This window comes from Shewanella sp. ANA-3 (genome assembly GCF_000203935.1).
Lineage (GTDB): Bacteria > Pseudomonadota > Gammaproteobacteria > Enterobacterales > Shewanellaceae > Shewanella.
This window is the reverse complement of sequence record NC_008577.1, coordinates 2,905,399-2,923,180: the sequence shown is the minus strand read 5'-3', so window position 1 is coordinate 2,923,180 and position 17,782 is coordinate 2,905,399. Positions and strand designations below refer to the sequence as shown.

Sequence of the window (17,782 nt, the reverse complement as noted above, 5' to 3'; positions counted from 1 at the left end):
TTATCTAACCTTATAATCTGATTGCGCATTTTACGGGATCCAAGGGACGAGAATGAAAGCCATCATCATAGGCTCAACCAAGCATTTATTTTTCGCGGCATTTTATGCCTGTTTGGGGATTGCCGTTGCCCTGTTGGTGACAGGCATACATTTTCTCAATGCCAGACCCGATCTTTCCCTCTGGCACACTACTGAGCTTAAAAACGAGTTTCGTTACAACACTAAATTAGACAAATTCAGTGATTACATCGCCTTAGAAGATAAGTTATTTGCCGAAGTGGACAATAAAGTCCTTAAAAAAGTCTCGGCGACGGATGCTTCACCCGTGAATCGCTATGTTAAAAACAGTCTGTCGGATCCCGCCCGTTGGCCCCATAACTGGAATCGCACCTTCGAGTGGCCCAAGGCCGATGCGCCCTTTGGCGTACTGTTGCTCCATGGTATGTCCGATTCGCCCTATGCCATGTCCAATGTGGCGGCACATTTTAAGGGTAAAGCCCATGTGCTTGGCTTAAGACTCCCTGGCCATGGCACCATTCCGAGTGGTTTGACGAGCCTCTACTGGCAGGACTTAGCCGCGGCGGTGAACTTGGCTACAGCGCATATGAAACAAGAGCTTAAAGGGAAACCGCTGTTTGTGATTGGCTTTTCAACGGGCGCCGCGGTAGCGCTAAACCATGAGTTAGAGCTTATTAATCAGGAGAAAGATCCTGATTATGCGGGAATGATTTTTATGTCGCCCGCCATTGGGCTTGCACCGATTGCGGCGGCGGCCCGTTGGCAAAGCTGGATTGGCCGTTTACTCGATTTAGATAAATTGCAGTGGAACAGTATTCAGATGGAATACGATCCCTTTAAATACACCTCTTTTGCGGTGAACGCGGGCGATGTGGTCTATCAATTAGCGCTGCGTAATCAAAGCTTATTGAGTGGGCTAACGCCTTCACAACGTGAGTCTATTCCTGACATATTAACCTTTCAATCTGTCGCCGATGCGACGGTGTCAAGTGCCGCGGTAGTGAACCTGCTTTACCAAGTGCTGCCCGAGAAAGGCCATGAGTTAGTGTTGTTTGATATGAACCGTACCGTGATCAACAGTAAATTGATGGCAAATGATCCGCTGCTCGCGTTATTACCGGCATCCTCCGACACTATCCATTACCGTGGCACCTTGATTGAAAATCAGGATAGCGAGACGACTCAGGTTCAAGCGCGGGAGTTTGGCCTTATACCTCAAGATAATAGTGTGCCAGCGCTGGAAAGCTTATCTTTGCATTGGCCTGCGGGGGTGTATTCTCTGTCCCATGTGGCCTTACCCTTTAATGAAGATGATGGACTATACGGCATTAAAACCAATGAAAAATTACACCGGATCCAAATTGGCGCTGCATCATCCCGTGGCGAGCGTGGAGTGTATAGCGTGCCCGCCGCGGAAATGTTACGCCAAAAATGGAATCCGTTTTTCCCCTATATGCTGACGCGGATTGACCAATATCGCACCGCGCATATGCCCGATTAAACTGTGACTAGGGTGCAAACCACGCAGTTGCGCCCTTGTTCCTTAGCTTTATAGAGGTTCTCATCCGCTTGTTTTAACCAAACTTCAAGCGTTGAGCTGTAAGCGGCATCGGCAATGATGGCGCCTATGCTGACTGTGACACTAAAAGTGACTTGATCGGCTGGGTTCGTAATCACCACGCTGGCGAGCTTTTCGCGGAAGCCATTAAGATGTTGCTCAACTTTCAAGGTATTACACATAGGTAATATCAAGACGAACTCTTCGCCGCCATAACGACACAGCAAATCGACATCACGCTTAAAGTGACTCGTTAACACTTCAGCCATCACCCGTAGGCATTCATCGCCCGCCAGATGGCCGTAGGTGTCATTCACTTTTTTAAAGAAGTCGAGGTCGAGCAATACTACGGCAATGGCATCTTGGCCTCGCTCACACAAGTCTTGAATTTTCAGGAATTGCTTTTCGGTATAACGTCGATTGTACAAATTGGTGAGGGAATCCCGCTCGGCCATATCCTTGAGTTTGCGGTTAGCGATTTCTAAATCCATAGTGCGCTGTTTTACTTTATCTTCTAACTCGAGTTGATGGCTAAGCAGCACTTGCTGATTGGCTTCTAAGCTCTCGTACAGGCTATAGATTTCCTTTGGCGTACTGTTATCGAGTAGCTCGTGTTCAAATTTTTCCTCATTGATACTGCCGTCTTTCTTTTGGCTAAAATGTTGCGCCAGTAAGGCGAGGGGAGTAGTCGTTAAACGGCTGATTGCTTTGGCGATAATAATGGCGCCGACCATACTGAGTAACAGTAGCACTATGGTCTTAGTATATTGCTCTTGGGCTAAGGTAAGCAGAGGGATAAACGGCTCAACCACATACAAATGCCAACCATTTTTGAGTTTATGGTGGGCGTAAATATATTCAGGCGTTTCGGTATCCTCCTGATTGATATTCATCAGCTGTAATCGCGTGCGATACTCAGTGCTACCCGTGACATAGTTGAAAGGGGTTAAGGGTTGTAGCCCGAGCCTTTCCGAGGCGTAAACAATATTTTTCTTCTCATCCAATAAGATAATGGATTGTGTCTCATGGTGTTGATTTTGCTTGTCAATATTGGAGAAGTAACTTAAATCGAGGCTGCCCTCAACAATACCAATCGCAGTTTTAGACTCTTCTTTAAAGATAGGGGCACTGATGGCGATGATGATGTCCTTGCCGAGCCCACGGCCAATAAATACTGGCGAGACAAAGGTGTTATGGTGAATAAAAGCTTGGATAAAGTAATCCCTATCTAGCACATTTACTTTTTGTGGTAACAGCCTAACTTGGTTAAGTTTCTCAAGTGGGCTGCCCGCCACTATGTCGCCATCTTCATTGGCGATAAACATAGTCGTAAAACTGGGGGTTAACCCTTGAACACTATCGAGGACGAGTTGCCATTGTTCGAATGGCAAACCCGATACGCTGATAAATTTACCTATGCTGGCAATAGTACGGGTGTTAGTGCTGATATAAGTTTCGGTGGCGTGGCCAAGGGAGATCCCTGTGTCATTGAGGTTTTGATTAATCAACACCTGTTGTTTATCCATAAAATAATGATTAAACACGAGGGATGAGGTCAGTAAGCTGATGGTGGTAATCAAAATAAACAGATAGCTAAGCTGCGCACTCATGGTGCGGCGAGTATGGTTTACCAGCTTATCTTTTAAGTGCCACAAACTGGGGAGTGCCACCACACAAAGCTCACCTAAGGTAGTGTAGAAAATGCCATTAAAAGCTTGTTTTACCGTGGTAAAGGGAATGTGGTAAGTCGGCATCCCCGTGATTAACCACAGGTATAAGCCCATTAATGGCAAGCCTAACAACAGCCAATAACAAATGCTGGCGTAGAGTATGGGGAAATCTCTGCGCCGCGCAAACCCCAACCACAGCGCCTCAAGCAAAAACACCAGATACACGTGGGCACTAGACCAAGCTAACATCAAACCCGTTGCCGTAAATAGGGCAGTAAACAGGGCATACCAAGGCCCGAGTAAGATGGCAACAATCACCACCGCCGCGTTGCCTAAAATAAGCTGGACGTTGGCAAAAAGTGGAATAGGGTAGATGTTGAGCACTAAACCCACTAGGCCGAGAAAGGTGGCTAACTTTAGATGGGCAATATTCAGAGCTGATACACGCAAAGATAAGTCCCTTTAGTCAAAATTATGCTTAAAAAGCAATCGATTGCACTGAAACTATAAATTATATCTAGCTTAGCAGAAGTTTCTTAATTTGATATTGAACAGGTGGTTTAAGTTTGGTCTTAGCTCACAGTCTGGCATTCTCCATGGTTTTACCTGCTATAGGCCATATGGTTTCTGGCAAAAATTAGCCACACAGACCAGAAACTAAGCAGTTGATCAAACTCATCTCACTAAGCACTTGCACAGAGGCGAGGCAATTGCTAAAGTCTGGCTCACTTAAGGTGAACCCCAATCAATAGCATCTTAAGTAACAAGTGCTTAAGCTTATCTAAGATAATTTAGTTAAGCACGACATTTTCGGTATGTAGCGCAGCCCGGTAGCGCACTGTCATGGGGTGTCAGGGGTCGGAGGTTCGAATCCTCTCATACCGACCAAATTCATAAACAATAAAGCCTGCAATCTTAATCAGTTGCGGGCTTTTTTGTGTCTGTGATTTGCATTGAAGTGGTGTCTTTACGTTTTGTATATGGGGAATACAACCGAGTTATTAATAACTTAGGGAGTTTTTCGTTGGTATGGCTTATGGCAATCAATGGCATGTCAAATAGCGGACGGTCGCCTCGCTAATCACCACGGCTCGCCTGTTTAGCATCGGTTTAGCCTGTAGGTTTAAAGAAATGCTAAGCAGTTTTGGGACATAAATGAGTTAGATTATTAACTCTAAATTATGAGTTTCGGATTATAATTTCTATGGAGATAACGCTCGCCAGTTTGAGCATGCGAAATTACAACGTTCAGGTTGGAGAAACTTACTCCATGGTCAAAGAAGCAGGATAAACTCACAGGGCAAGGCATGCCTGAAACTCAATATATAGTGTGATATTTAAACAATTAAGAGGCATTTTGTACCGAAAAACAAAGACCAATACAAAGTTAAGTTCTTTAGAATATATAAAACTTATCTCAAAGTTCCATAAATGCTAGTATATTCACTTGAAATTTTTGACACACAATTCCTATAGTCTTGAAGCATCCTTTTAAATATAAAATATGCTGGCTGTTCTTTATTGTACTTAAAAATTAGCTTTGTAGTTTGATCAGAGTTAGTTAACATTTTAAATAGTTCACAGTTATACAGTTCTATAACTGATACTCCAATTCTAGGATCTATATAACTTAAGAAATATTGAGATGTATTTATAAATTCATGTATCCTGGCAGGATATATATTAAATAAAAACTCATATGCGTTCAAATTTTTAGCTGTACGAACATCTCTTATATCGCTAGTTTGCATTGCAACATCGTCATAAATAGAAAAACTGACCAAAAAACTTTCCAAATATTCATCACTTGGAATTGAGAATTTTATTTTATGATTTGAAAGTATATTGAAAAATGATTTAGAGTTTTCCATAATCATTTTCATAATCCTATCGGAGTATGTTTTTTTGAACAATAAATCGTCATAGTTTTTTAAGCACGCAATTACCATGTAGAAAACATAACCATTAAAAAATGTTAGTGCTGAGTTGCTTATCAACTTGGAAACTTCATCTCCTTTATCAAACAACTCTGGTGATGAACTAAATATCACATCTATCAATATAGAAACTACCAAACTAATAATTGCAATAAAAGTAACTACTTTATGTGAGTTAAAAAATCCTTTAATAGTTGTGAACCACATTTTTTTATCCATGTAAAAAACTATAAAATTGATTTTGTGAACTGTTATGTTAACTATAGTGCCATGAATTAAAAGACTCTACAATCAGCTATTCCCCTTCCTATGTGTAGAAGGAAATCAAACACCTGAAAGCCTGGAATCATATAGCTTTTACCTCATCAGCATCAAAAGCGCATCTTGGTAATATCTTGGTCGCAAAGACAATATTGAATGACCCCTTATGAAGTAGCCACTTTGTAGCATTACTAAAATTTGTTCAATTATCTAACGCTGAAGAAGGCACTTTGTCACCCTATCAACACGGAAAGGGGCATCGTCGTAATAAAGGACTCTTCTTCCTCGCTAGGGACAACTAAGAGATGGATCAACTGCCCTGTGCGGAGCCGCATGCATGGTGGTGTGGAGGCTAGATACCTCCGGCTACTCGATTAGAGCTGCACTCCACACTTGCCTCGTAGGACAATGACTTATAGCCGCAATGCTGTTCCATTAATTTCAAAAACTCTTTCATTTTTATAAGTGAAGCATCAGTCTCTTCACAGCTGGGAGCTGCATGCATTTGCATAAAGTACAGCTCCATTTCGTTTCCGTATTTTGGCATTACCGAGAACAAATACTTACCGTTTTCATTGCTGGATATTGATAGTTGGTTTTCGTTATGTGGCTCAGCCTTAAGATTGATGGATGCAATATTGTCATATACACAATCCCAACTCCCTTCATATGCTGGTTTCACTGGTAGGCGCAAACCGTGGAGCGTATCGCACCCAGCAATTAAAATTAGCGACGAAAGAGCGCAAGCCAAGCATTTATGCGCCCTTTTAAGTAATTTGTTAGCTTTCATTGCCTTGAACAATACTAATATTTTTAGCGCCTAACAAAGCTGTCTCTACTAAAATTTGAATGAACTCTTTTTTTTCAGTTAAAACAAGTTTAACTTGTTCATCGAATGAATCCCCATCATCGCCAGGTAATTCCGTACCTGCATATCGCGCTACAGGGCATGCTTGGAGCATTTGCTTTTGAGTTTTAGCATTAAACAATGTTGTACATACAGAGGCAAAATTCATTACTGTAGAAACACCTCCTTTTGAAGCAGTATACCTACCATACCCTTTCGTATGTGGTGCTATATCGGTTGTGTCACGCGTGCTAAATACTAAAACGTATGATGCACCTGAATTTTCAGCCATTTCAAATATTTCATTATTAGCGCTTCCAAGATCTAATGAATAATCCCAGTGACTAGTTACTAGTTCACCAACTTCGTTCGCTTTATCTGACTTGAACGGTAAAAATTGGAATCGTGATTTAGCTAACTTGATGAAGTTGTACGCTATTAATGAGTCTACATCCCATTCCCTCACATCAACTTTATTAAGTTCATCTGAAAATGCACCTGTATTTCTAATTGAAAGGTTATTCCCTAGAGCTGATACAACAAGTATTTCTTGATTATCAGGAATCTGTTCTATCTGTTTTAAACTAGTTGATTGGCATGCCGAAAGTATAAATACACACAATCCACACATGATATATTGAAAAAGATTCACAGACTCTCCTTGAAAGCTAGCATTTTATTCGTGCGCATGTGCGTTTATCACGTTAGAACAGTAGAAACGCGCATGGTTAACTACCTGTATGTAAAGAAGTTATCAGCTTTTTATCAAATATACTATCCGGAAAAATGCGCATGCGCGATTACCAAACCTATTATCTAACCTTTTCTGTTTCTATCATGCTGATTTTAATAGGCTTTAAATTATTTCCATTGGAAAATCGCGAATGGATATTGCTCTAAGGTCCTCAAAATAAGCATTTTTAAGATATAGCTGTATGTTTATCCAGTATCTAGCTGCTATAGAGAAGCACTAAAGCGGATGGCTAATAGATGAGATTTTGTAGGGTAACTCTTTCGTAAAGCCCCGAATGAACAAACGAGTGCTAAATTGGAATGAGGCAAAAGCTTTTAGCCAGATGAACAGTTCAATGGTCGTAAAGATTGTCATTGTTGCAACTGTGACCGTTGGCGGCATGGATGCCGCCGTCGAGCCTATAGGGACATATTCACGGCGTGTCACTGGGGAAACAATGACAATTCATCCTGAACACCTGACGACAAACTTATCTCGTTTTGGGGCAAATAGGTATTTAGCTGCACGAAGAGTTATACAGTCAGTTCGGATTGGCATTGTTGCTATCTCATCACAAGTCTTACACCAATCATAAATGGACTAACTTTATTTGTATTGTTAGACCGCATCACAGACTTGATTTCTACCTGCTCGCTTGGCTTGCATCATGGCCTGATCGGCATTATTGAATAGGGTTTCCAAGAGGGTTTGTGCCTCATCGGGATGATTGATTTGAGGCAAGACCAAGGATGATATGCCAAAGCTTGCTGTGCAGTGGATGCTGTGGCCGTTAAGCTGTAGTGGCTGCGTATCAAACCCGTGTCGAATTGACTCCGCCACTTGCCATGCTTGCTCATGGTGAGTGTTGGGTAAAATCAGCCCAAACTCTTCGCCGCCTAAACGAGCAAGAATATCATTTGTTCTCAGTTTGGTTTGCGTCAATCTTGCGATATGGATAAGCGCCGCATCACCCATCGCATGGCCCCAGCGGTCGTTAATCCGCTTAAAGTGATCAATATCGAACATGATAAAGGCCAGTGGTTGTGCTGTTTGTTGCGCAATTTGGCGACCGAGATTGAAAAAAGCCCGGCGATTATAGAGTTGGGTCAGTTCGTCAGTGTCGGCAAGGCGCTCGGCCGTGGATTTTGCCTCTATCAGCGCTTGCTCCATTTGTTTGCGTTCGGTGATATCGGTGGCGATTTCGATTCTAACTAATCGGCCATCGGTCCAATGAATGGCTTGATCGCGACATTGGTACCAACGGCCATTTTGGGTGTTTTGAAACTCCCACACATGAACGCCAGCAGGATTTCCCTTTTCATCCAATAGTTTAGGGTTAGTACAAAATTGACAAGGCGAGTGTTGTGCCGATTGCAGCACTTGATAGCACTTTTTACCTTTTGCCTCACCCCAAACCGATACACCGTAGTCATTGAGATAGAGTAAATCATAGGTATCTAAATCAGAGACATAAACCAGCGCATCGAGACTATTTAAAATAGTATCAATGGCTTGACTATGGTTGGTATCGGAACCCGTTTCGGCGTGTTGTGGGGCAATTTTTGTCATGGTTCGCAGCCGTGCAATTAAAGGGAGTACTAACAACATGGGGTACTATTTATAGATGCTAATATAACCTATAAATATAAATCTGTCCGATATTCAATTAATTATGTTGTTCTAAAATGGCTAGATTTCTATTACTAGGCATTCACTTTGCCTCTTTAACGCCTTTCGCCGTGACATTTCAACCTGTCGGTTTAAGTTAAATCTGACTTTTTAAGTAATCGATGGCCGTTTGTGCTCGGCGGGACAAAGGCCACTCGGCTCTGTGGATCAACCAAATGGTGTCCACGACTTGGCTGCCACACTCAACCACATAGATTTCCTCTTGCCGTTCAAAGGCCTTACGGGCATAACGTGGGATCACGGTAAAGCCGAGTCCCTTGGCGACGGGTTCCAAGATTAAGCTTATCTGATTGATAAAACCTTTACAGGGGATCTCTTGGATGCCAGGACTCCCTGGATATTTGCGGCTCAATAAACGGGTGGCCATGGCTTCGCCATCGGGGTGGGAGATAAATCCGAGGCGCTGCAAATCTTGCCAACTGGTAATTTTCTGCCCCGCAGGCACAACCAACTCGAGGGGCTCTTCGGTAAAATGGCTGCTGCAAATACTGGGATCCGACGGCTTAAACGTCACCATCCCCAGCTCATGTTGATTAGCGAGAATGGCGGAGAGGATTTCATTATCGGGGGCAAAACGATGATGAATTTTTAGCTGCGAAAACGCCGTTTGTAGCTGTAAAAGCAAGGGGTAGAGGGTTAAGCCAATACTGCCAGGGGTGATAAGGCTAATCTCGCCAATATGGGCATCGTCTTGAATGAGTTTTTGCTGTAATCGCTTCTTGGCGCAGTCTATATCGTTGACGTAACTCAACAAATGCTCACCAATGGGAGTGATTTCGAGTTGGCGGCTACGGCGCAAAAATAGGGTGCCGTACTCTTCCTCTAAGCGACTGATATGCTGGCTGACCGCGGCTTGGGTGATACCTATGGCTTCGGCCGTGCGGGTAAAGTTTCCCTTTTCCACTAACACTGCAAAGGTATTGAGCCATTGTGGATTTATCATAACGAAATCTTATAGAACCTATAATATGGTGATACTTTTAATTATGGCACGTTCGTTTTAGTCTGTCCTCATCTAGTTAACCCATGGTTAGGACTGTCAGATGACCCAGCTATTTTCTCCTTTCAGATTAAAAGATATCACGCTTAAAAACCGCATTGCCGTGGCACCTATGTGTCAGTATCAGGCTCACGACGGGCTGAGTAACGATTGGCATCAAGTACATTACACTAGTCTCGCTCGCGGCGGCGCAGGTTTAGTGGTGGTTGAGGCGACGGCCGTATCGCCTGAGGGACGGATCACCCCGCGCTGCTTAGGATTGTGGAACGAGGAACAAGCGGCAGGTTTGGCCAACATCGCCTCGGCGATTAAAGGTGCTGGCGCGGTGGCGGGGATCCAAATCGCCCATGCTGGTCGTAAAGCCAGTGCCAACATTCCTTGGGAAGGGGATGACCATATTGAAGGTGACGAAGGATGGCAAACGCTTTCGCCATCGGCCGTGGCATTTGGTGCTAACCTTGGCAAAGTACCAACAGCCATGACGATTGACGATATTCAACGTGTGAAAGCCGATTTCGTTGCAGCGGCCAAGCGGGCGCTCGAGGCAGGGTTTGAATGGTTAGAGTTGCACTTTGCCCACGGTTATTTAGCGCAAAGCTTCTTCTCGACCTATGCCAACCAACGTACCGATGAATACGGTGGTGATGCACAAGGGCGAGGCCGTTTTCTTATCGAGACGGTTGAGGCGGTGAGGGCGGTTTGGCCTGAACATTTACCGTTAACGGCGCGCTTTGGGGTGATTGAATTTGATGATAAAGACGAGCAAACCCTGAGTGAGTCCATCGCCTTGGTGAAGCAATTTAAGCGCGCTGGTCTCGATATGCTTAACGTCAGTATTTGTTTTTCAACACCTACGGCCAATATTCCATGGCGCCCGGCTTTTTTGGCGCCTATTGCCGAGCGAGTGCGTCGTGAAGTGGGTTTCCCGGTGGCAACGTCATGGGGCATGGATAATCCTCACCACGCAGAGCAAGCGATTCAAGATCAGCAAATGGATTTAGTCATGATAGGTAAAGCGTTCTTGGCTAACCCTCACTGGCCGTATCAAGCGGCACAAACCTTAAAGGTTTCGCGTCCATCTTGGGTGTTACCTTCATCCTACGCCCATTGGTTAGAGCGTTATTCCACCGTGAAGGCGGAATCATCCATAGATTGAGCTAGTTCTTAGCCAAATAAAAAGCCCCACGATGAAGTGGGGCTTTTTGTTTATTGTTTATTTTTTTCTCGTTTTAATCCAAGCTTTACTGGGAGCAATAACGACCTGTAACGATTGGCTCGCCTAGTAACTCTCTACTTAATGATTATAGAGGCGACGGCCTTCTCGCATCACTTGGATAAGCTCGGGCGCACTCATCTTCTTATGCAGTCTGTGCTCAAAGTTTTCATCGTAAATGCGGTATTTACCATGGCGGTCGATGACGGTGATTTCCGACTGTTGGTAAATGGCAAATATGCGACTGTCACCGATGTAAATCCAGGTCTCTTGGCTCGGTTGCAGTAGGCTACGGCCCGCGCTGTAGTCAGTGGTGTTATTGGTGCAACCTAAGATATGGGTCATCAAGGTTGGCACTACGCCATAGTGACTGGTGCGGTATTTAACCTTACTGGCGCCGACATTCGGCCAATGAATAACCATAGGCACTCTGACACTCTCGGGAGACAAATTGCGCTGGGCTTCATCGCTGTTGCTGGTGAATATCTTGCCGTTAACGCCAGTGATCACCACTAAGGTATCGCTCGGCAACTCACTCACTATCGCTTGGATTTGTTTATCAATAAAATTCAACGATTGGCGATATTGGTTAAACAGCACCTTTTGTGCGGGTTTCAAATTGGCATCGGCCTTAACGGTTTCGATGCCAAGGAAGCCGACTGGGGTATCAAAATTCTCTGGTGCCTTCAGGTTGACGAGGGCGAACCATGGGCTCTGTTGCTCGCTTTGCCATTGCTTAAAGTGGCCTACACTGCGTAAATCCGCATCGGCACTGCCATTGGTTTCTTTGGCGATGACTGGGGTAAAGTCATTAAACATGGCCTGCGCGGAGCGTAAATTCAGATTGGTTTCTGGGATAAATAAGCCAAGCTGATAACCCGCCTGTCTAAAGCTTTGGGTCATGATGGGGCTAGTGCTATTGAAGATGCGCGCATCGCCATAGCTGCCTTGCAAGCCATAGAGAAGGGAAAACATGCCGGTTCTAAATTGATTGCCGCCACTGTAATGCTGGGTAAAGCTCTGATTCTGCTCAGTGTATTGATGCAAAAACGGCATGGTCTTAGCGTCCACCATGTCGGCACGTAAGCTGTCGATGGTCAGCATTAACACATTGGGTTTGCTGTCGGCTTGACACTGTAGTGGCTGCGTGGGGTAACTGAGCGTGCTGGTCGCATGATTGGCTTCATCATCCGATTGTGAAGAGCCATCAATACCATGGCTTTCCATAAAGGAGCGCGCCGTGGCGGGGTATGACAGCGGATAAGTATCATCGAAACGGGTTATTTCGGTGATATCGGCCGCGTCGGCCCAAATGTGGATCAAATGGCTGCTGACAAAACACACCCCAATCAGGGTAATGACCTTATTGCCAAGATTTAGCTTTTGGATTTTCTCAATCCGTTTCCACAGGAAGTTGGCCGCCGTTAGCTCAATCACCAAAATGGCGATAGGCGTGACAATATAAGAGGTACCGTGGAGCAGGGCATTTAAATCGGCCCAGGCTAAGTCGAAGGCGAAGGGGCTCAAGTGCATGCCATAATCGGCATACACTATGGTGTCGTACAGTAAGATACACAGGCTTAAGGTGGCGATAACTGCCGCTAAGCCCCTTAAAATCTTGGAATAAGGCAAGATTAAGGTCAGCGGGAATAGGCAGATCAAGTAGGCGATAAAAGCAAGAAAACTGAACTGGCCAATGGTGCTGACGGCGAGGTAGCCCCAGCCAAACCAGGTTTCGGGATAACCCACACTGCTCAGATAGCGTGTGCCGACAATCATGGCCAACAGGCCATTAAAGAAGGCGAACCAATGTCCCCAGTTGATGAGTCGTGACACGCGATCGCGGCTCATTTGCTTTTTTCGCTCGACCATAGTGATCCGCTTATTCCTAAAAGACGTTGTATCTTATGTTGTTTTAACGATTGTTACTCGACTAACTTAATTGGATTTCACCGATTGTGCGAGTGCTTTTGCAAATTGTTCAGCGACCGCTTGGCGAGATTCGCTTGGCACTTTGCGCTCAAGCAGGTGAGTGACACAGTTGCCCAGCGCCATGAGGCTTAAGTCAGTAGGGGCTTTGTGCTTTTCGAGTACCGCTAAAATCTCGGCGATTAATGATTCAACTTGTGCGTTTGAGTATTTCGATTGGATTGCCATAATCAAAAAATGTTTCACTTTGGAATGGATTAGCGGCATATAATAGCGGATTTATTCCAGCATCACTATCAGGGCTTATGAGTATTAACATCGAACAAGCAATTATTCACGAGATTTCCCAGGACAGTCAGGGGCAATTACGCTGCCGTTTACGTCCTCAACCTCTGCTGAACAGTCAGGCTGTCGAGATGATGCTGGAAGAATTGCATCAGACTTATACCAGCAAATCCGGCAAAGGATTTGGCTATTTTGGTATCCACGGTGATGACGGTGAAGCCAATCCAGCTTTTTCTAATGCGCTGCAGGAATACCGTGCAGGGGATTTAGGCTTCGTCGAATTTACCGGCCAAGCCAGTAAGTTGTTGCAGGAAGAGTTGGCAAAATATGATTTTAGCCAAGGCGGATTCCTGTTGATGTCCTGCTATACCAGCATGGCGAGTGATTTTTTGTTTGTGGCGCTGCTCAGTGCCAAATCATCGATGACGGTACTCGATGATATGGAACTGTCGCAAAACAACCACTTAGATTTAAGCAATATTCAATTAGCGGCGCGTATCGATCTTACCGAATGGCAGGCCGATAAGGACTCTCGTAAGTACATCTCCTTTATCCGTGGCCGTGCTGGTCGTAAGGTTGCCGATTTCTTCCTCGACTTTATGGGCTGCGTTGAAGGGGTGAATACTAAGGCGCAAAACAAAACCCTGATGAACGCGGTGGAAGACTTTGTTGCCAGTAGCGAACTGACGAAGGAAGAGCGTCAGCAATGCCGTAACAAAGTGTTTGAGTATTGCTCCGAGCGTTTCGACGAAGGCGCAGACATTGAGATCAAAGATTTAGCCGATGAACTCGCCGACCAAGGTATGGAGTCTTTCTATGACTTTGCCCGTGGCGGCAGTTATGAGTTGGATGAAGAATTTCCCGCCGATAAATCGACCTTAAGACAATTGAAGAAGTTTTCGGGTACTGGTGGCGGCGTCACCATTAGCTTCGATGGTGGCCATTTAGGGCAGCGAGTGATTTACGATCCGATTTCCGACACGCTCTTGATTAAAGGCGTGCCCGCTAACCTAAAAGACCAGTTAGATAGACGTCTTAAGGGCGAATAAGCCGCTAGGGATATTGTCACTTAAGCTTTAAGCGTCCGCTTTTTAAGCTGCCAGCATTAAACAAAAAGGCCGAGGATGAATCCTCGGCCTTTCTCTTTTGCGCGAAAGCGACTTATCTGAAGTGCCGTTTAGCTCGGATTACTTGGTTGCTGCTGCAAATGGTACAGGGCGCGGCGTCGCTTTATTCGATGGCGGCAGAATTGGCAGAGTGATCTGCGGCTGTTCACCTGTGAGTGAATTTAAAAACGACACCATTTCCTTGGTTTCCTTGTCGGTAAGCTTTTGCCCTAACTGAATATCTGCCATGGTATTGACCGCTTCTTCGAGCGTCCATACGCTGCCATCGTGGAAGTAGGGATAGGTGAGCTCGATATTACGCAGCGTCGGTACTTTAAACACATATTTATCGGCTTCTTTGCCCGTCACGCCTTTACGCCCTTCGGCAGGATTATTGGTGTGGAACGGTTTGATTAAGCCCATCTTCATAAACATAGTGCCACCGACCGCAGGGCCGTTGTGGCAACTGACGCAGCCTTTGTCCTTAAACAGTTGGTAACCCGCTTTGGCTTCGCTGCTAATCGCATCCTGTTTACCCAATAAATATTGATCGAAGGGGCTATTCGGTGTGACTAAGGTTTTTTCGAAGGCGGCAATGGCATCGGTTAAACGATCGATATCGACTTTGTCATCACCGTAGACCTTAGCAAAGCGAGCACGGTATGCGGGCATTGAGGCAATGGTTTCGGTGGCCAGCTCATGGGTAAAGCCCATTTCCTTCGGATTGGCAATCGGACCCGCGGCCTGTTCTTTTAAGTCGCTGGCACGGCCATCCCAGAATTGCGCCAGCATAAAGTCGGCGTTCAGCACGGTTGGGGAGTTAATTGGACCCTCTTGCCAATGGTGGCCAATCGATGTAGGTAGGGCATCCACGCCACCGGTGGAAAGATTGTGGCAAGAATTACAGGAGATAAAGCCTGATTTCGACAGTCTAGGTTCGAAAAACAGCATCTTACCCAGCTCGACTTTTTCTGGCTCAGTGATTTTAGCAGGCGTAATCACTTCAATCGGTTCGGCAGCAACGGCGTAGTGCCCGCCTAACATGGCCATAATACTGATCGCGATAGCGGTGAGTTTTATCATCTGGTCTCTCCCTTATTAACCTTGTTTTATGTGTGGTCTATAGGGCGATACTAACGGCTTAATCGGCTTAGGGATAACGCCTTGTTTCGATTGGGTCTATCGCAGTTGTGGATTAGATTTTTGTGAGCTAATTCGCTGTTTTTGTTTGATTATCTCGATAGGCTGGGCGGTGTTTCGTTTAGCAATTCATCTGCTAATCGCGAGTATCTATTAACCAGCCTGTATTTATGCTCGTCTATTCATCGCTATTGATCAGATGTAACCCTTGGCGGGCTTATCGAGATGTTTCCGCGCGCAAGGGATGGGCGAGTGGCGTAAGAGCATTTTGCTTTTTGCTTACTCAGCCATTCAATTAGCCATTGAATTGGTTAACTCATGCGCGCAGCTTGTGCATTTGTTGTGTCATACAGATAAAAAGCGCCTAACAGCGGATTCATTTGTCGCGGGGCGAGGCAGAATTGATTAGAATCCTTATTTACTGTTTGGGTAAGCTTGGTGTAAGACCAAGTGAGCGTGCTCGGCCATCGCTAAGTGGCGCAATCCCTATTAAGGCGGACTGTTTTTCTGCCGAGGAGAGTCAATGCAACTGTTTGTAAAAGATTTAACCGTGATCGATTTTTCCTATCTTTGCCCCAAGCGTGGCATGGTAGGGGAAAGCTGGATTGTCGATGTGGTATTAGAAGGCGGCCTAGACGAGCAAAATATGGTGCTCGATTTCGCTAGAGTGAAACGAACCATTAAGCAGACTATTGATGCGGTGGCCGATCATCGTTTATTGGTGCCGACCGCCTACAGTGGCGTGCGTTGGCAGCAGCAGGGCGATCGGGTGTGGATGGATTTCGATAGCGCGCTCGGTGAGATCCACTTAGCTTGTCCTTCCCAAGCCTTTGCACTCGTTCCATCGGAACAGATTGATATTCCAAGCGTTAATGCCTTTTTACAAAAAGCACTGCGGGAAACTCTGCCCGATAATGTTGAAGGTATTAGCCTCACCTTAAGACATGAGATCCTGAACTCGCCTTACTATCATTACAGCCATGGTTTACGTAAACACGATGGCAATTGCCAGCGGATAGCCCATGGTCATCGCAGCCCGGTTCAAGTGTTTGAAAACGGCATTCCGGCACCGAAATGGGATGAATATTGGGCCAAGCGTTGGCACGATATCTACCTCGGTAGTGAAGAGGATTTAGTGTCAGTAAAGACCTTAAACCTGTCGCCACAAACGCGGATCAGTGATGACAGCCATTATGGCTTTCACTATCAAGCGCCGCAGGGGGATTTCCAACTGGCCATGCCCAAGGAATGTTGTGATTTGATCCCGCACGATACCACGGTTGAATTGCTGGCCGACTATATGGCGACCACCTTAGTGGCAAAAGTGCCTTCAAGCCAATTTACTGTGATTGCCTACGAAGGCGTGGGGAAAGGCGCCATCGTAAGTAAAGGCAATTAACCCGTCGATTTTTTATAACGCCCTAATCTTTAGGGCGTTATTGTTTGAATAAGGATTTTTGAGAAGATGCTAAACGCTTTACCAAATGCGCTACCTAAGTTGTTAAAAACTTTGCCGAATACACCATCGCGCACTTGTAAGACTGCGATCTTGTCGTTCTTAACTCTGTTTAGCTTATCGACTCAGGCGCAGGTCAGCTTTGAAGGGCAATTTGAGCAGGGCGCGTTAATTCGTGGTAAAGCGCCGGCGGGCACGCAGATAAGTCTTAATGGTGAAGCATTAAAAGTGACGCCAGACGGCCATTTTGCCTTTGGTTTTGATAGGGATGCGCAGCTGAGTCAAGAGCTACGCTTGGTCTATCCCGATGGCTTAACCGAAGTCAAACCGCTTAGTGTCACTAAGCGTGAATACAATATTCAGAGCGTTAAGGGCATCAGCAATAAAATCATGAAGCCCGATCCGGTGGCCCAGGAGCGAGCAGCTAAAGATACGGCGCAGGTGAAAGCGGCTCGTGGCACTTTTAGCGAGCAAACGGCATTTTTACAGTCGTTTATTTGGCCATTAACCGGCAGGATCTCGGGCGTCTATGGCAGTCAGCGTATTTATAACGATGTCCCAGGCAATCCACATTTTGGTGTGGATGTCGCCGCGAAAACTGGCACTGTGGTAGTCGCGCCTGCCGATGGCGTGATTAGTCTTTCGGTTCCCGATATGTTTTATTCGGGCGGCACTATGATCATCGACCATGGTTATGGTGTGAGTTCCAGCTTTTTGCACTTAAGCAAACTCTATGTCAATGCGGGCGAAACCGTTAAGCAAGGGCAAGCAGTGGCAGAAGTCGGCGCGACAGGCCGAGCGAATGGCCCGCATTTAGATTGGCGATTAAACTGGTATCAAATGCGCCTCGATCCTACAACCATAGTGCCCTCTATGGCGACCGTGCTGGCGGCGGAAAAAGCACAGAAAGCGCAAAAAGTCGCGAAGTAACTCCCGCGAC

General features: G+C 45.5%; 14 protein-coding genes, 1 tRNA gene and 1 pseudogene. 7 read left to right on the top strand and 9 right to left on the bottom strand.

Annotation, left to right across the window (positions count from 1 at the left end):
* Positions 1-52 precede the first annotated feature (52 nt).
* Entirely contained in the window at positions 53-1,519 is a 1,467-nt protein-coding gene (locus SHEWANA3_RS12825) for an alpha/beta fold hydrolase (protein WP_011717364.1), read from the top strand.
* Here SHEWANA3_RS12825 and SHEWANA3_RS12820 read toward each other — a convergent pair.
* Positions 1,516-3,696 carry a diguanylate cyclase gene (locus SHEWANA3_RS12820; protein WP_011717363.1) on the bottom strand — a complete coding sequence of 727 codons (2,181 nt, stop codon included), beginning with the start codon at positions 3,694-3,696 and terminating at the stop codon, positions 1,516-1,518. The genes SHEWANA3_RS12825 and SHEWANA3_RS12820 overlap by 4 nt on opposite strands.
* A gap of 361 nt (positions 3,697-4,057) precedes the next feature.
* Here SHEWANA3_RS12820 and SHEWANA3_RS12815 point away from each other — a divergent pair.
* A tRNA-Pro gene (locus SHEWANA3_RS12815) sits at positions 4,058-4,134 on the top strand.
* A gap of 334 nt (positions 4,135-4,468) precedes the next feature.
* Positions 4,469-4,580 (top strand): annotated as a pseudogene (locus SHEWANA3_RS23615) (IS5/IS1182 family transposase); the annotation flags it as partial.
* A 78-nt stretch (positions 4,581-4,658) separates the two neighbouring features.
* Here SHEWANA3_RS23615 and SHEWANA3_RS12810 read toward each other — a convergent pair.
* From SHEWANA3_RS12810 to SHEWANA3_RS12790, 5 genes are all read right to left on the bottom strand, one after another.
* Positions 4,659-5,390 (bottom strand): hypothetical protein, encoded by a 732-nt coding sequence (locus SHEWANA3_RS12810; RefSeq protein ID WP_041412664.1) that lies wholly within the window; start codon positions 5,388-5,390, stop codon positions 4,659-4,661.
* A gap of 406 nt (positions 5,391-5,796) precedes the next feature.
* Positions 5,797-6,234 (bottom strand): hypothetical protein, encoded by a 438-nt coding sequence (locus SHEWANA3_RS12805; protein WP_041412663.1) that lies wholly within the window; start codon positions 6,232-6,234, stop codon positions 5,797-5,799.
* On the bottom strand, positions 6,224-6,943 hold the full coding sequence (locus SHEWANA3_RS12800) for a hypothetical protein (RefSeq protein ID WP_011717361.1): 720 nt from the start codon (positions 6,941-6,943) through the stop codon (positions 6,224-6,226). Before SHEWANA3_RS12800 ends, SHEWANA3_RS12805 begins: the two co-directional genes overlap by 11 nt.
* A 699-nt stretch (positions 6,944-7,642) precedes the next feature.
* Positions 7,643-8,593: a GGDEF domain-containing protein gene (locus tag SHEWANA3_RS12795; protein WP_041412662.1), complete on the bottom strand. Its 951-nt coding sequence runs from the start codon at positions 8,591-8,593 to the stop codon at positions 7,643-7,645.
* Between the two features lie 196 nt (positions 8,594-8,789).
* The gene (locus tag SHEWANA3_RS12790) at positions 8,790-9,656 is read right to left on the bottom strand and encodes a LysR family transcriptional regulator (RefSeq protein ID WP_011717358.1); all 867 of its coding nucleotides are present in this window, start codon (positions 9,654-9,656) and stop codon (positions 8,790-8,792) included.
* Between the two features lie 100 nt (positions 9,657-9,756).
* Here SHEWANA3_RS12790 and SHEWANA3_RS12785 point away from each other — a divergent pair, with 100 nt between their 5' ends.
* Positions 9,757-10,869, top strand: a complete 1,113-nt coding sequence (locus SHEWANA3_RS12785; protein WP_011717357.1) for an NADH:flavin oxidoreductase/NADH oxidase — start codon at positions 9,757-9,759, stop codon at positions 10,867-10,869.
* Positions 10,870-11,007: 138 nt separating this feature from the next.
* Here the strand turns inward: SHEWANA3_RS12785 and SHEWANA3_RS12780 are convergent, their stop codons facing one another.
* A complete protein-coding gene (locus SHEWANA3_RS12780) occupies positions 11,008-12,798 on the bottom strand; it encodes a DUF3413 domain-containing protein (protein ID WP_011717356.1) in 1,791 nt (596 codons plus the stop codon).
* A gap of 66 nt (positions 12,799-12,864) precedes the next feature.
* On the bottom strand, positions 12,865-13,083 hold the full coding sequence (locus SHEWANA3_RS12775) for a YejL family protein (RefSeq protein ID WP_011622981.1): 219 nt from the start codon (positions 13,081-13,083) through the stop codon (positions 12,865-12,867).
* Between the two features lie 77 nt (positions 13,084-13,160).
* Between SHEWANA3_RS12775 and yejK the strand changes: the two genes are divergently transcribed.
* Positions 13,161-14,189: a nucleoid-associated protein YejK gene (yejK, locus tag SHEWANA3_RS12770; protein ID WP_011717355.1), complete on the top strand. Its 1,029-nt coding sequence runs from the start codon at positions 13,161-13,163 to the stop codon at positions 14,187-14,189.
* A 138-nt stretch (positions 14,190-14,327) separates the two neighbouring features.
* On the opposite strand, the gene SHEWANA3_RS12765 is transcribed toward yejK, so the two are convergent.
* Positions 14,328-15,329, bottom strand: a complete 1,002-nt coding sequence (locus SHEWANA3_RS12765) for a cytochrome-c peroxidase (protein WP_011717354.1) — start codon at positions 15,327-15,329, stop codon at positions 14,328-14,330.
* A gap of 580 nt (positions 15,330-15,909) precedes the next feature.
* Between SHEWANA3_RS12765 and SHEWANA3_RS12760 the strand changes: the two genes are divergently transcribed.
* The gene (locus SHEWANA3_RS12760; RefSeq protein WP_011717353.1) at positions 15,910-16,785 is read left to right on the top strand and encodes a 6-carboxytetrahydropterin synthase; all 876 of its coding nucleotides are present in this window, start codon (positions 15,910-15,912) and stop codon (positions 16,783-16,785) included.
* A gap of 66 nt (positions 16,786-16,851) precedes the next feature.
* Positions 16,852-17,772, top strand: a complete 921-nt coding sequence (locus tag SHEWANA3_RS12755) for a M23 family metallopeptidase (RefSeq protein WP_011717352.1) — start codon at positions 16,852-16,854, stop codon at positions 17,770-17,772.
* Positions 17,773-17,782 lie beyond the last annotated feature (10 nt).